A 14,175-nucleotide genomic window follows, 5' to 3' on the forward strand; every position below is an offset into this window, starting at 1 on the left:
GCCAGCTGGCTGCCGGGTGCGCTCAGCAGCCGGCCACCGCCTCGGCCAGCTCGGCGAGTTCGGCGTGCCAGCCGTCGGCGAGCGGGACGTCCTTGATGCTCTCCACGGCGCGGGCGACCAGTTCGGCGATCGCCTGCTCGGCCGCTCGGCGGCCCTGGTCGCCGAAGACCACCTCGCGCAGGAACTGGGCGTCGGCGTCATAGCCGGGGCCGCCGTCCAGGAAGCCGCGCAGCCGCCAGGCGGCGTGCAGCGCGCCGGCGTACTGCTGATAGGCCGTCACCAGGTCCGGGCGGCCGGCCAGCGCGGCGCCGATCAGCAGCGGGTGGTGCAGCGCGTACCAGCCGGCGCCGCAGCCGCGCGCGCAGCCTTCGATGCAGCGGCCCGGCCACGGGTCGCCCAGGTACTCGGTGGCGGCGGCGGCCTCGGCCTGCGCGCCGATGATCCGGTCGGTGCGGAACTCCGCCCACAGGTCGGCGACCTCGGCCGGCAGGCCGACCGCCAGCCGGTCGCCGAAGGCCAGCGCGAGGTCGCCGACCAGCACCGCCGTGCCCTCGCCGAAGCGGCGGGACTCGCCGCGCCAGCCGTTGCGCTCGTGCTCGGCGGCGTGGCTCACGTGCAGGGTCGGCATGCTGCGCCGCAGCACCGCGTTGTCCCGCACGTCCTCGCGGATCACCTGGCAGGTGTCCAGCAGTTCCAGGGCGGCGGCGGCGTGCAGCACGGCCGTGTCCTGCGGGTCGCCGCCGGCCGCCAGGTACCCGGTCAGGCAGATCACCGGGCGGACCCGGTCGCTCCTGGCCTCCAGCAGCTCGCTCAGCCCACCGACCAGGGTGGCCGCCTGCGGTTCGGCCGCCCGGCGGCCGCGCTCGCGGGTGACCAGGTCCGTCAGCAGCCCGTCGACCCGCTCGAGCATCCGATCGCGCGTCTGCCGCAGCGCCACGGAGGGCCTGGACATGGGGCTTGTGGTCATCATGGACCCTCCATCGGTCGGCTCGGCTACTGGTACCGAGCCTTCCAGGCAGCTTGGTCCGGGTCCAGAGCACCGGGCCCGACGGACCCGAACGACCCCTGCGCGGACCGGCCGACTGCCAGTGGCCTGCCATCTTGGAGGACGTTCCGGCCAGGGGTTGCTATGCGCTTGTCATAGCCGTATCGGCCCCGGGCGGCCCGGCCGACCGGCCACTAGACCGCTTCCGGCAGGCCGAGCTGCAGGTCCATCGGCAGCGACTGCCGACCGGCGATGTTGAGCTTGCGGTAGACCCTGGTCAGGTGCTGCTCGACCGTGCTGACGGTGATGTAGAGCTTGACCGCGATCTCCCGGTTGGTGTGCCCGTGCACCGCGAGCGTCGCGACCCGCCGCTCGGACTCGCTCAGGCTGGCCAGCAGGTCGGGCTGGATGCCGGCCGGCGCCTGCACCGGCGCGGCGGGCTCCTCCACGTAGCCCGGCAGGATCCGCTCGCGCAGCGCGTCGGCGCCGCACAGCTGGGCCAGGTGCCAGGCCCGGCGGTTCACCATGGCGGACCGGCCCGGGTCGCCGGTCTCCTTCAGGACCTGACCGAAGTCGGCCAGCGCGAGCGCCAGTTCGTAGCGGTCCCCGGACTTGTGCAGTTCCTCGATGGCCTTGCCGAGCAGCGCGTGCCGCTCCTTGGGCTCGCGCAGCTGGGCCCGGATCCGCAGCGAACTGCCCCGCACCCACGGGTCCTTGCCGTCGCAGCCGGCCAGCTGGTCGGCGATGAACCGCTCGGCCTGGTGGGTCTCGCCCAGCCGCAGCAGCGCCTCGGCCGCGTCGGTGCGCCAGGGCAGCACCCGGGGCCGGTCCAGGCCCCAGCGCTTGAGCTGGCGGCCGACGTCCAGGAAGTCGCCGAGCGCGGCGTGGAAGCGGCTGGTGAGCAGGAAGTAGCGGCCCCGGGCGCGCAGTCGGCCCAGCCCGTGCACGCTGCCGGTCAGCTCGTCGGGCACCAGGCGGCTCAGCACGGCGGCGGCCTCCTCGGGGCGGCCGATCGCGGTGTGCGCGCGGATCAGGGTGCCGGCGATGCCGCTGAGCAGCATGCTGTCGCTCCACTGCGGCATCCCGGCCAGCACCGAGCCGGCCCGCTCAGCCGCGCCGGTGAGGTCGCCCATCCGCAGCAGCCCCTCGGCGTGCAGCCCCGCCAGCGCGGCGTGCCAGCCCGGTGCGCCGCGCCTCGCGGCCTGCTCGGCGAAGGCGGCGCAGAACGGCACGGCCTGCTGCGGGCCGCCCAGGTAGAGCAGGGTGCGCAGGGCCTGCAGCACGGGTTCGACGGTGCCCTCGGTGAGCGAGGCGCCGCGCAGGAAGAGTTCGGTGCTCTGCGCGATGGCGGCCTCGTCGCCGTGCTCGGGCAGCGCCCAGAGTGCGGCGGGGTCGCAGCGCGGGGTGGCCGGCCGGCGCGCGATGCCCGGGACGGTGCCCGGCTCGGCGGCGGGCTGGCCCGCTCGGGCGGCGGCCCAGTGCGGGAAGGCGGAGAGGCCGTCCAGCGGGTCGGCGCGGCGCTCGTCGCGGCCGGCCGTCAGCCGGCCGGGCCCGGTCGACTCGGCGGGTTCCACGGTGATCTTGGCAAGCGCCTCGGCGGCCTCCTGGATCCGGCCCTGGGCTACCAGCAGCCGGGCCAGCGGGGCGAGTTGGGCGGTGGGCAGCCGGTCCTCGCGCAGCGCGGCGAGCGGCTGGGCGAGCTGGCGCTCGGCGGCGCCCGGGTCGAGCGGCCAGGCCACTTCGGCCAACCGGATCCGCAGCGCGGTGCGCTGGGCCGGGTCGGCGCAGGCCTGGTGGGCGAGTTCCAGGCAGGCGGTGGCACGGGCGGGCTCGCCGTCGGCGAGGAACTGGTCGGCGGCGGCACGCAGCACCGGCAGCGCCCACTCCTCCTCGGTGTGCCGGGCCGCGAGCAGCTGCTCGGCGATCACCAGCACGGACAGGTCGTGCCGCCGGGCCAACCGGGCGGCGCGCTGGTGCAGTTGCTGGCGGGCCGTCGGGTCCATCCGGTCGAGCACCGCCGTGCGGGCCGCCGGGTGGCGCAGCCGCAGCCCGTCCACCAGGCCGGCCGCGCGCAGCGCGCCGATCCCCTGGCACACGGCGGCGGTGCTCATGCCGAGCAGTTCGCCGATCGGACCGGGCTCGCAGGCGCCGTCCAGCACGGCCAGCCCTTCGGCGAGTTCGAGGGTGGCGGGACCGCAGCGGTAGAAGCTGGCGAGCACCGCCTGGGCGTAGGGGCCGCCGGCCTCGGTGCCCGGGTCCTGGAGAAGTGCCCGCAGCAGCAGCGGGTTTCCGCCGCTCGCCTGGTAGAAGCGGTCCGCCTCGGCCTGTCCGTGCCCGATCAGCAGTTGGCTGACCGCCGCGTGGTCGAGGCGTTCGAGCCGGACCCTGGTGAAGTTGGGCTGGCGCAGCAGTTCCGTGCCGAACAGCGGATCGTCGCCGCGCTCGTGCAGCGACTCGGCGAGGACCAGCAGCACCGGCATCGAGCGGGTGTGGCGGGCCAGGTGGAGCAGGTAGCGGCCGGACAGCTCGTCCAGCTGGTGGCTGTCGTCGACGCAGATCACCACCGGCGCCTGGGCGCTGAGCCGGCCGACGGCGCGGGCGAAAGCGTGCATGGCCTCCACCCCGCCGGGCTGCGGCGCCTGGGCCGGGTCGGGCAGCGTGCCGCCGGGCGCCCCGGCCACCAGCTGGCTCACCACGCCCAGCGGCAGGGCGCGCTCGATGGCGGTACCGATCGCGCGCAGCACCAGATGGCCGCGCTCGGCCGCCCGGCTGCTGACGATCTCCAGGAACTCGCTCTTGCCGCAGCCGACGGCGCCCTCGATCAGGACCAGAGTCGCATTTCCGTCCACGCAGCCGTCGAGCGCGGATTCCAACTGGGCGAGTTTTGCCTCACGCTGAACCAGCACCGCTGGTACCCCCGTTGCTGATTTTCCCGGCCCTCGGCTATTGGCCTGGCACAAGGAAGGAAATTACGTAAAAACCGCATCAATCTCGTTCTCCAGAGCGAGTCTAGTGGGGCTCGAGCGATCCTCCCGGTGTCCTCAAGTTGCATGGCAGTCAGTCACCCTGGGGCGCCGGGGGCGGGTGTGGCGCGGGGCGCGGGGCGGGGGTGGCGTAGCAAGGGCATGGCAAGCCGACCGCCTGCGGGCGCAGCAGGCCGGCAAGCGCGTGGGCGGGTGGACGCAAGGCGGCGGCAGGCGGGCGGGCGGCGGGGCGCCGGATGGCAGCGGGCAGGGAGAGAACCAGCCCTCACCTGGGCTACTTGCGCGCCCGGGGGCGTTCGGCGCTGGCTCGGGCGGCGGGGCTCGGGGAGCGTGGCAGGTACCCGGGAACCACGGGTGACCGATCCCCCAGAGAGGTGGGTGACCCCATGCTCGCTGACCTGCTGCCCGCCGGCGTGGCCACGGCCGAGGCCCTGAACGACCCGCAGTCGGCCGTGCTCTACCCCGAGGAGGAGGAGCTGATCCGCCACTCGGTGGCCATGCGGCGCGCCGAGTTCACCACGGTGCGCTGGTGCGCCCGGCGCGCGCTGGCCGGGCTCGGCCTGCCGCCGGCGCCGATCCTGCCCGGCCACCGGGGTGCGCCGCGCTGGGCGCCGGCGGTGGTGGGGAGCCTGACGCACTGCGCGGGCTTTCGCGGCGCGGCGCTGGCCCACGAATCGCAGTTCGCCTCGCTCGGGATCGACGCCGAGCCCAACGCTCCGCTGCCGGAGGGGATCCTCGACTCGATCGCGCTGCCGCAGGAGGGGCGCTGGGTCCGGCGACTGCTCGCCGAACGACCCGAGATCTGCTGGGACCGGCTGCTGTTCAGCCTGAAGGAGGCCGTCTACAAGACCTGGTTCCCTTATGTGGGACGGGAGTTGGACTTCGGCGACGCACTGATCAGCACCGACCCGGACACCGGCGCGTTCCGGGCCGAGATCCTGCTGGAGGCCGACGCCCGGCGGCTCGGCGACCCCCGGGAGTTCCACGGGCGCTGGCTGGCCGAGGACGGCCTGCTGCTCAGCGCGATCGCACTGCCCGCGCTGGCGCTGGCCCGGCCGGGGATCAGGCCCGTGAAACAGAGCACTCCCCACGGCGAGGCCGTGGGGAGCAGGTCCGGAAGGTGGTGAGACCGACCGGAAGGACGGGAGCCGGCTGGTGCTACGGCCAGCGGTCGTCGTCCAGCATGGTCGTACCGGGCGGGTTGGGCCAGCGGTCGTCCTGCGGAGCGACCTGACCGGGCCCGTCCGGCCAGCGGTCGTCCAGCGGCGCGACCAGAGCGGTCAGCGCGGGTGCCGGCGCCTGGTCCGCGACGACGGCGCCGACCCCTGCCTGGGCGATACCCTCCACCGCCGGGCTGAGCGCGACGACGGATATTCCGAGCAGGAGTCCCGCTACCGAAGCGCGGACCTTGTGCATTGCAGTCCCCTTCATGAAATCCCCCATTTGGCAGCCATTGAGCCAGTTCGTGGCTCCTGTCGGCGGGGCCGGATCCCGCTGCCGACATCGCTCACACTGCCGGACCTTCGGCGGGGGACACAGCGAAATCCCGCTGGCGTACAGTTGCGCTGCAGCAAGTTACGGAGCACCTGGCGGGGGCGGAATGTCACGGGCCGATCACTCTGGGTTTGGATTCGCAGAGCTGGATGACGCGAGCGCGGCCGCGTACCGCAAAGCCGTGGAACTAGGATTGTTCAATCGGAAACAGATCGCCAAGGAGCTCTCCCTCTCCGAGGACGAGGCCGTCAGGTCCGAGGCCACACTGCGTCAGCTCAATCTGCTGCAGCCGATGCCGGGTGCCCCGGAGGTCCTGGTCCCGGTGGGTCCCGACGTGGCGGCAGCCGAGCTGGTCTCGCCGACCGAGCAGGAGATCCACGAGCTGCAGCAGGCGGTCACCAGCGTGCGCACCAAGCTGCTCTCGCTGATGCCGGCCTACTTCGAGGGCCGCCGGCAGCGCAACCGGCTGGAGGCCTTCGACCTGATCACCGACGGCGCGATGGTGCAGTCGCTGATCGACGAGGTCGGCAAGCGCTGCCGCAGCGAGGTGCTCACCGTGCAGCCGGGCGGCGCCCGCCCCTCCGAGGCGCTGGCCTCCGCGCGCGAGGTGACCATGCAGTTCCTGGACCGCGGGGTCAAGGTGCGCACCATCTACCAGCACACCGCCCGCAGCGACCTGGCGACCCGCGCCTACGTGCGCGAGGTGACCGCGGCCGGCGCCGAGGTGCGCACCGCCGACCAGCTGATCGACCTGATGCTCATCTACGACCGGGAGCTGGTCTTCCTGCCGGAGCGCAGCGCGGCCTCGGGGCGGCCGGGTGCGGCCGTGGTGCGCGAGCCGACCCTGGTCGCCTTCCTCTGCTCGGTCTTCGAGTTCATGTGGGACAGCGCCTCGCCCTTCGTGGTGGAGTCGCAGAAGGCCACGGCCTCCTCCGACGACCTGAAGCAGTCGATCATCCGGCTGATGGTGCTGGGCTACAAGGACGAGATGGTGGCCCGCCGGCTCGGCATGTCGGTGCGCACCTGCCGGCGTCACATCTCGGAGATCACCGAGGAGCTGGAGGCGACCAGCCGGTTCCAGGCGGGCTACAACGCGGCCGTCTCGGACGCGCTGCGCGAGCTGCGACCACCCGGCGCGAGCTGAGGGCCCGCCTGGCGCGGGCCCGTCCGTCCGTCAGGGCTCGTTCGTCAGGCCTCGTTCTCCAGGGCCTCGTTCTCCAGGGCCTCGTTCTCCAGGGCCTCGGTGATCGCCTCCACGCAGTCCTGGTCGAGCATGGTGGTGATCTCGGTGTCCAGCAGGGTGCCGAACCCGGCGTCGTAGACGGCGGTGCTCACGGTGTAGCCGCTGTCCAGGACGAAGGTCCGGAACGCCCACTCCCGCCCGGTGCCGGTGGTCCCGTCCGGACGCTGCACCCGCACCGGCTTGCCGTCCGGCCCGAAGCCGAACTCGGTGAAGCGGAAGTGCATGCCCTGCCCGATCGCCTTGCTGTAGGCCTCCTTGAGCGTCCACAGCCGCACCAGGCTGGGGTTGCGCTCCGGCTCCGGCAGGTTGCGCAGCATCACCAGCTCGTACGGGGTGCAGACGTGTCGGCCGAGCCCGCTGCCGTACATCGGGCGGTCGGTGCGCTCGGCGTCCACGCCGACCAGGCCGCGGGTGGTCAACCCGACCAGCAGCAGGTCCTCGGTGTGGCTGAGGCTGATGTCGATCTGGTCGCAGCCGCGCAGGTAGGGGCGCCCGGTCGGGCCGTAGGCGAGTTCCAGGGCGCTCGGGTCGCCGCCGAGCACCGCACCGGCGGCGTGCTTGAGCAGCACCCGGGAGGCGGCGTAGCGGTCGCGGACCTCGGCGTGGCTGAGGTCCAGGAAGCGCGACCAGTCGCGGCCGAGCAGGGTGCGCAGCTCCTCGCCCTCGGGCAGCGCCTTGTACAGGTCGCTGAGCTGGGCGTACGCGAGTGCGGTGCCGTGGGCGACCAGGTCCTCACGCACCCGTGCCCAGTCCTGCTGGCCCGCGGTCACCGCGACCGGCTCGCCGAGCGGCGGCCCGAGCGGCGAGTTCCCTGGGGCGGTCATCCCTGTTCCTCCATCAGCGCGTGGATCTCCTTGAGGCTCTGGGCCTCCAGAATCTTTCGGACCGGGACTCGGCGGCCCGACTCCCGTTCCAGCAGGACCACCAGCCGTAGCAGATGGACCGAGTCCCAGCGGGGCAGGTCCGCCAGCCGGACGGTGGCGACGGCGGGGCCCTCGAGGTCCAGGCCCAGGTCGTCGCCGACCAGATCGAGGAAGCTCCGCAGGGTCATCGACCGATGACCCGGCCGCCGCACCGGCGGGTACGGCGACGCGTGCGGCGGCTCCTGCCGCGACGCGTGCGGCGGCTCCTGCGGCGACGTGTGCGGCGGCAGCTCGTCGGTGGCTCTGGTCATCGCACGGACTCCGGTTCGGGGGTGATCAGCCGCAGGTGCCCCGGCATCGCGGGGATCGATCGCAGGTCGTGGCGGTAGCCGAGACCGGGTCCGGCGGGCTCGGCGGGCTCGGCGGGCTCGGCGGGCTCGGCGGGGGTGAAGCCGACGGACGGGTAGCAGCCGGCCGCCCGGTGGTTGCGCCCGGTGGGCAGGTAGCGGGCGTGCACGGCCGGCAGCCCCTCGCCCCGGGCCCGGGTCAGCAGGGTGACCAGGCAGGCCTGTTCGAGGTCGCGGGCCAGCACCCGGCAGCTGAGCCAGAAATGCTCCAGGTGCAGCCCGTCGGCGGCCCGTCGGGCGAGCAGCGCCCCGACCAGGCCGTGCTCGCCGAACCGGTCACCGCTGCGGGCCACCAGCAGCAGGTCACCGTCGGGTCCCGCCGCGTGCGCGGCCAGCTCGGCCTGCGACAACCGGGCCCCGGTCAGGTTGAACTGGTTGGTGCGCTGAGTGAGTTGGGCCAACCTGGCCAGCTCGTGGCGGCGCGGCGGGCTGATCTCCAGCCAGCTCCCCAGCTCGTGCAGGAACTCCTGATGGGTACTCACCTGTGCGCCGAGCCGCGCTCGTTGCCGCTCCTGGCGGTGGTGCGCCGCCCGGCCGCGGTCCTCCTCGGTCAGCCGCAGGGTGGCGAACCAGCCGTCCCGCAGCAGGGTGTCCAGGTGCAGCGCGGGCTCCTCGTCGATCGGGACCACCGCGACGCCGCGGGCACCGTGGCGGACCTGGGCCCGCTCGGCCGGGGAGTCGTCCACGAAGACCAGCGCGTCCAGGCCGAGGCCGAGCTGCTCGGCGATCTCGCGCAGGTTTCCGTCCTTGGGCTGCCAGTTGGCGTTGATCACCGCGAAGTCGTCGGCCCGCAGGGCCAGATCGGGGTGGTCGCGCAGCACCTCGAGGACCGGTTCCCGGTCGTTCTTGCTACTGATCGCCAGCAGCACCCCCTGTGCTGCCAACTGGGCGATGCCGCGCTGGAACTGACCGAAGGCAGCGCCGCGCAGCGTGCCGGCGGCGGCGATGCCGTGCGGCCCGTCCTCGCTCAGCACGCCGTCCCACAGGGTCTGGTCGAGGTCGAGCACCAGTGCTTTGCGGCCCCGGCCGGTCAGCGTCCGGGCCAGCTGGGCGACCTCGCGCGCGTAGCCGGCCAGCAGCGGAGCGGCCAGCTGGGCACCTGCGTAGCAGGCCAGCCGCAGGTCGCGGACCGGGCCGCCCTCGGCGATCAGCGGATCCAGATCGAGCACCACCAGGTCCAGCCGGTCGGCTGCCAGACGCAGCAGAGCGGCATTGAACTCGCGCCACACCGCGCCGAGTTGTGCCCTGGCATGATAGTCGATCAACTGCCGGGCATAGTGCGCGGGCAGCGGCAGGGTGTTGAGCACCAGCAGGCCGCCGGTGCCGCGCTCGGCCGTGGCGGCCAGCCGGCGCAGCAGGTCGGCGGCGGCCCGCTCGACGTCGGCCACCTGCCAGGGGGTGGGGACGGTGGCGAAGACGGCCTCGGCGTCCAGCAGGCAGAGGGTGAGGTCGGGTTCGGCGCCCGCGAAGGCGCCGGCCGGGCTGCTCAGGTCGTGCGACCAGGCGCCGTGGTCGCCGAGCAGCGGGCGCAGCAGCAGGCCGTGCCTGGCCAGTTCGGCGGTGAGCGGGTCGATCAGCTCGCCGACCGTGGACTGGCCGGTGACCGCGACGGTGACCGCCCGGATGCCGGGGTGCTGGGCGAGCACGGCCGCCGGGTCGGCGGCGGCCAGCAGCCGACCGATCCGGGCCGGGTCGGTGGCGCCGGTGGCCAGGCCCTCGTCCGCCGCGAGCAGCGGCGCGACCTGGTCGTAGTCCGCTTCCAGCCGTCCCTGGGAGCGCAGTTCGCGCAGTCGCGCGATGGCCTCGCTCACCGCAGCACGGCTTTCTCCAGGGCGAACCCGGTCTTGATCCACTTGCTGGACTCGATGCTCACGGCGAGCGCCCGGTCCCCCTCGGCCAGGTCGCCCAGCAGCCGCTCCAGTTGCAGGAAGGGCAGCGCGTTCGCGGTGTTCCCGGTGGTCCGCACGCAGGAGACCTCGCGGGCACCGGGCAGCGCGATCCGCTCGACGATCCGCCCGGTCATCACCCCGGACAGCTGCGGCGGCAGCAGGTGGCCGACCTCCTCGGCCGCCCAACCGGTCAGCCCCAGCAGGTCGAGGACGGCCTCGACGGCCAGCTCCGGCACGCTGCTCTCGATCTCCCTGTAGTCCTCCAGCAGCATCCGGCGCGGCGAGTCGCGGTCGCTGATCCCGTACCAGTCCACCAGCTGGCCCGGCGCGCGGCCCAGGCCCACCAGGCGGTTGAGCACCGCCTTGACCTCGACGGCCTCGCCGAGCGGCTCGGTGCTCAGCACGGCGGCGCCCGCGCCGTCGCCGAAGATCAGGTAGTTGACCAGCTCCTCGGAGCTCAGTTCCACCGGGTCGCGGCGGATGTCCAGGTGACGGTGGGTCACATCACCGCCGATCACCAGGCCGGTGCGGTGCCGACCACCGAGCAGGGCGGCGGCCAGGTCGAGCGCCTGGACGGCGCCGGAGCAGCCCGCCTGCAGCTGGTAGACGGGCAGTTGGTCGAGGCCGAGCAGGTCGGCGACCTGGGTCGCGGTGGTCGGCAGCAGGGTGTCGGGCGTCGCGGTGGCCAGCACCAGGAACTCGATGTCGGCCGGCTCCAGGCCGGCCGCCGCCATCGCCCGGGCGCCGGCCTCGGCGCACAGCTCGGTCAGCGTGCGCAGCACCTCGCCGGTGGCCAGGTCCCAGCCGAAGTGCCGGGTCTCGGTGCCGACGAAGATGTCGATCCACTCGTCGCTGACCCCCAGCAGCTTGCCGAGCGTCGCGTTGTCCACCGGCTCGCCCGGCAGTGCGGTGCCGACCGCCCCCAGGAACGTCCTCGTGCCGTCCATCGTCTCCCCCCTCGCGATCACGCCACCTGCTCCGTGATCAGTTCCGCCAGAAAAGCTGTCAATGAGTCAACCGTGCGAAGGGCCGGCAAAAGTTCACGCACCGGGACAGCACCGAGCTGCGGCAGCCTGGTTTCGATCCGGTCCTTGAGCTGCATGGTCATGACGGAGTCGAAGGCGAGGTCCTCGTAGAACCGGGCCCCGCCCACCACGTCGCCCTCGTGGTAGCCGCCCAGCTCGACCACCGTCTCGATCACGGCGGCCAGCACCGGGGAGACCGGCTTCCCGGCGTTCGCGCCGGCGTTCACACCGGTGAGCGCACCGATGGGCCTGCCGACGGCCGCCGGGCGCGCCGCCGGAACACCGGCGCCGGCCAGCGGCCGCAGGGCGGCGCCCCCGACACCGGCCACCGCACCGCTGTCCGCACCGCCGCCCGCGGCACTCCCCGCAGCACTCCCCGCGGCGTTCCAGCGGAAGCGGTGCTCGGTGGCGAAGACGTAGGGCCGCAGCCGCTCGGTGCGCCGGTCCTCGGGCTCGTACAGCGCGTCCCACTCGGGGTCCAGACCGGCCCGGTAGAGCTCGGCGACCAGCTCGGCCAGCTCCCACCCGGTCGCCTCGGGGCCCGGGGCCGGGTGCAGCAGCGCGGCGCCGGGGGCCAGGCCGCCACGGCGCACCAGCGAGAGCAGCTGGCGCCTGGGGCCGATCTCCACCAGGTGGGTGGGCGCGGCCTGGGCGGCCAGGGCGGTGACCGCCTCGGCGAAGCGGACCGGTTCGGCGGCGTGCCCGGCCCAGTAGTGACCGTCCATCAACTCGGCGCCGAGCAGCTGCCCGCGCCGGGTGGAGGCCAGCGGGACGGCGGGCACCGCCGCACCGACGGTCAGCTCGCGCAGCCGCTCGGCGGCCGGTGCGATCAGCGGCGAGTGGAAGGCGCGGGAGACCCGCAGCGCCCGGCCGCGGATGCCGCGCGCGGTCAGCGCCGCCTCGATCCGGGCCAGCGCCGCCGTGCTACCCGAGAGCACCGTGTCCTTGGGACCGTTGACTGCGGCGACGGCCAACTCCGGCTCGTCGAGCAGCAGTTCGGTCAGCTCGGCGAGGCCGGCCCGGACCGCGAGCATGCCGCCCGGCGCGGTGGCCTCCATCGCCTCGGCCCGCACCACCACCAACTCGGCGGCGGTGTCCAGGTCGAGGGCGCCCGCGATGGTGGCGGCGGCGATCTCGCCCAGGCTGTGCCCGGTCACGGCGGCCGGCCGAACGCCGAGGTCGATCAGGGTGCGGGCCAGCGCGTAGCCGACCGCGAAGAGCGCGGGCTGGGAGGTCAGCGGGTCGTGGATCCGCTCGGCCCCACTGGTGATCAGCTCCGCCACCGAGAAGCCAAGATGGGCGCCGAGCGCCTGGTCCACCGCCGCCAGGTGCTGCCGGTAGCCGGCCGACTCGCGGTGCAGACCCGCCGTCATACCTGGGTACTGGCAGCCCTGGCCGGTGAAGACGAAGGCCACCACCGGCTGGTCCCAGGGCCGCTGCAGGATCTGCGGGCCGCTGTCCGGCCCGGCGGCCCGGCGCAGCTCGTCGGCCAGCTGCCCGCTGTCCCGCGCGGTGGCCGCGAAGCGGTACGGCAGGCCGGTCCGGGCCCGGTTGCTGCTCCAGCAGAGCGCGGCGGCGGCCGAGCGCGGGCGCTTGGCCAGCGCCTCGGCCTGCGCGGCCAGGTTGCGGCGCAGCGCCTCGGGGGTGTCGGCGGTCAGCGTGAAGACCCCGGCGGCGGGCTCGCGGCGCCGCAGTGGCGCGCGGCGGGGTGCCGGCGGGGCGCTGGCCAGCACGGCGTGCGCGTTGGTGCCGCCCATCCCGAAGCTGGACACCCCGGCCAGCTGCTCGCCGGCCGGCAGCCGCAGCGGGGAGCGCAGCAGGGTCAGGCCGCGCTCGGCGAGCCGCAGTTGCCGGTTGACCCGGTCGGCCCCCTTGCTGGCCGGCACGATCCGGTGGTGCAGCGCGAGCGCGACCTTGATCAGGCCGGCGATCCCGGCGGCGCCCTCGGTGTGCCCGAGGTTGCCCTTGACCGAGCCGATCGCCACCGGCTGCCGCCGCTCGATGCCGTGCACCGCGCCGAGCGCCGCGCACTCGATGGCGTCGCCGAGCGCGGTGCCGGTGCCGTGCGCCTCGATGAAGGCGATCTGCTCGGGGCCGACCCCGGCCCGGCGGTAGGCGGCCCGCAGCACCTGCTGCTGGGACCAGCGGTTGGGCGCGGTCAGGCCGTTGCTGCGGCCGTCCTGGTTGACGGCGGTGGACCTGAGCACGGCGTAGATCCGCTGCCCGTCGGCCTGCGCGTCCGCCAGCCGGCGCAGCACCACCACGCCCAGGCCGTCGCTGCGGCCGATTCCGTCGGCCTCGGCGCTGAACGGCTTGCACTGCCCGTCCGGTGCGGCCAGGCCCAGTTGGGCGTAGACCTGGTTCAGCGCGGGCGTGAGCTGGAGGTTGACCCCGGCGGCCAGCGCGGTGTCGCACTCCCCGGCCAGCAGCGCGTTGCCCGCCAGGTGCACGGCGACCAGCGCCGAGGAGCAGGCGGTGTCCACCGCGAGGCTCGGTCCGGTCAGGTTGAGGTGGTAGGAGATCCGGTTCGCGGCCATCCCGGCGCTGCTGCCGGCGCCGAGCTGGGGGGTGATCCGGGCCGTGTCGCCCATGGTGAGCCGACCCCACTCGCCGCCCATCACGCCGACGTAGACGCCGACCTCGGTGCCGGTGAGCCGGCCCGCCGGGCGGCCGGAGTCCTCCAGCGCCCGCCAGGCGCACTGCAGCAGCAGCCGGTGGTGCGGGTCCATCACCGCCGCCTCGCGCGGGGTGATGGTGAAGAACTCGTGGTCGAAGACGTCGGCGTCGGCCAGGAAGCCGCCCCGGGCCGGCGCCCCCGGCACGGCGGCGGGGTCCCAGCGCTGCGCGGGCACCTGGCCGGCCACCCGGCCGCCGCGCAGCAGCAGCTGCCAGTAGGCCTCCAGGTCCGCCGCGCCGGGAAACGCGCAGTCCATCCCGACGATGGCCAGCTCACCCATCAGCCGCGCTCCGCCGTCGGCTGGTCGAGACGTCCGCGCAGCGGCAGCTCCTCGGCCAGGAAGCCGAGCAGCGCGCGGACGGTGGGACGGTCCCAGAGCAGGGTCTGGTCCACCTCCAGGCCGAAGACCTCCTCGAGGTCCCCGCACAGGCTCAGCGCGCAGACCGAGTCCATGCCGTACTCGGCCAGCGGCACGTCCGGGTCGATCGCCAGGGCCGGGCGCTCCAGGTAGCAGGACAGGCGCTCCAGCAGCCAGTCCTGCAACGGGCGGCCGTCGACGAGCAGGGTGCTGAGGATCGCGGGCCGGTGCGCGGACGTTGTCATCACGA

Annotated in this window: 11 protein-coding genes; 2 read left to right on the top strand and 9 right to left on the bottom strand. The window is 74.2% G+C overall.

The features are described from left to right. Nucleotides 1-22 precede the first annotated feature (22 nt). Together OG403_RS07270 and OG403_RS07275 are read right to left on the bottom strand one after the other, a co-directional pair. Nucleotides 23-952, bottom strand: a complete 930-nt coding sequence (locus OG403_RS07270; RefSeq protein ID WP_329562402.1) for a polyprenyl synthetase family protein — start codon at nt 950-952, stop codon at nt 23-25. A 227-nt stretch (nt 953-1,179) separates the two neighbouring features. Beyond that, entirely contained in the window at nt 1,180-3,891 is a 2,712-nt protein-coding gene (locus OG403_RS07275) for a helix-turn-helix transcriptional regulator (RefSeq protein ID WP_329562404.1), read from the bottom strand. A 464-nt stretch (nt 3,892-4,355) separates the two neighbouring features. Here OG403_RS07275 and OG403_RS07280 point away from each other — a divergent pair, with 464 nt between their 5' ends. Beyond that, the gene (locus OG403_RS07280; protein WP_329562406.1) at nt 4,356-5,096 is read left to right on the top strand and encodes a 4'-phosphopantetheinyl transferase family protein; all 741 of its coding nucleotides are present in this window, start codon (nt 4,356-4,358) and stop codon (nt 5,094-5,096) included. A 31-nt stretch (nt 5,097-5,127) separates the two neighbouring features. On the opposite strand, the gene OG403_RS07285 is transcribed toward OG403_RS07280, so the two are convergent. Then, nucleotides 5,128-5,400, bottom strand: a complete 273-nt coding sequence (locus OG403_RS07285; RefSeq protein ID WP_329562409.1) for a hypothetical protein — start codon at nt 5,398-5,400, stop codon at nt 5,128-5,130. A gap of 256 nt (nt 5,401-5,656) precedes the next feature. Here OG403_RS07285 and OG403_RS07290 point away from each other — a divergent pair, with 256 nt between their 5' ends. Further along, nucleotides 5,657-6,607: a hypothetical protein gene (locus OG403_RS07290; protein ID WP_329562411.1), complete on the top strand. Its 951-nt coding sequence runs from the start codon at nt 5,657-5,659 to the stop codon at nt 6,605-6,607. A gap of 44 nt (nt 6,608-6,651) precedes the next feature. On the opposite strand, the gene OG403_RS07295 is transcribed toward OG403_RS07290, so the two are convergent. From OG403_RS07295 to OG403_RS07320, 6 genes are read right to left on the bottom strand one after another with little or no spacing between them, the layout of a single operon-like run. Continuing rightward, nucleotides 6,652-7,530 carry a 4'-phosphopantetheinyl transferase family protein gene (locus OG403_RS07295; protein ID WP_329562412.1) on the bottom strand — a complete coding sequence of 293 codons (879 nt, stop codon included), beginning with the start codon at nt 7,528-7,530 and terminating at the stop codon, nt 6,652-6,654. Beyond that, nucleotides 7,527-7,880 (bottom strand): hypothetical protein, encoded by a 354-nt coding sequence (locus OG403_RS07300; protein ID WP_329562414.1) that lies wholly within the window; start codon nt 7,878-7,880, stop codon nt 7,527-7,529. Before OG403_RS07300 ends, OG403_RS07295 begins: the two co-directional genes overlap by 4 nt. Next, nucleotides 7,877-9,787 (bottom strand): HAD-IIIC family phosphatase, encoded by a 1,911-nt coding sequence (locus tag OG403_RS07305; RefSeq protein WP_329562416.1) that lies wholly within the window; start codon nt 9,785-9,787, stop codon nt 7,877-7,879. Before OG403_RS07305 ends, OG403_RS07300 begins: the two co-directional genes overlap by 4 nt. Beyond that, nucleotides 9,784-10,812 carry a 3-oxoacyl-ACP synthase III family protein gene (locus tag OG403_RS07310; protein ID WP_329562418.1) on the bottom strand — a complete coding sequence of 343 codons (1,029 nt, stop codon included), beginning with the start codon at nt 10,810-10,812 and terminating at the stop codon, nt 9,784-9,786. The genes OG403_RS07305 and OG403_RS07310 overlap by 4 nt, the downstream gene beginning before the upstream one ends. 17 nt (nt 10,813-10,829) lie before the next feature. Further along, complete coding sequence (locus tag OG403_RS07315; protein ID WP_329562420.1) at nt 10,830-13,847, bottom strand: type I polyketide synthase; 3,018 nt, start codon at nt 13,845-13,847, stop codon at nt 10,830-10,832. Beyond that, nucleotides 13,847-14,170 carry an acyl carrier protein gene (locus OG403_RS07320; RefSeq protein WP_329562421.1) on the bottom strand — a complete coding sequence of 108 codons (324 nt, stop codon included), beginning with the start codon at nt 14,168-14,170 and terminating at the stop codon, nt 13,847-13,849. Before OG403_RS07320 ends, OG403_RS07315 begins: the two co-directional genes overlap by 1 nt. Between the last annotated feature and the right edge of the window lie 5 nt (nt 14,171-14,175).

Origin of the sequence: Kitasatospora sp. NBC_01266, from assembly GCF_036242395.1 — a bacterium.
Lineage (GTDB): Bacteria > Actinomycetota > Actinomycetes > Streptomycetales > Streptomycetaceae > Kitasatospora.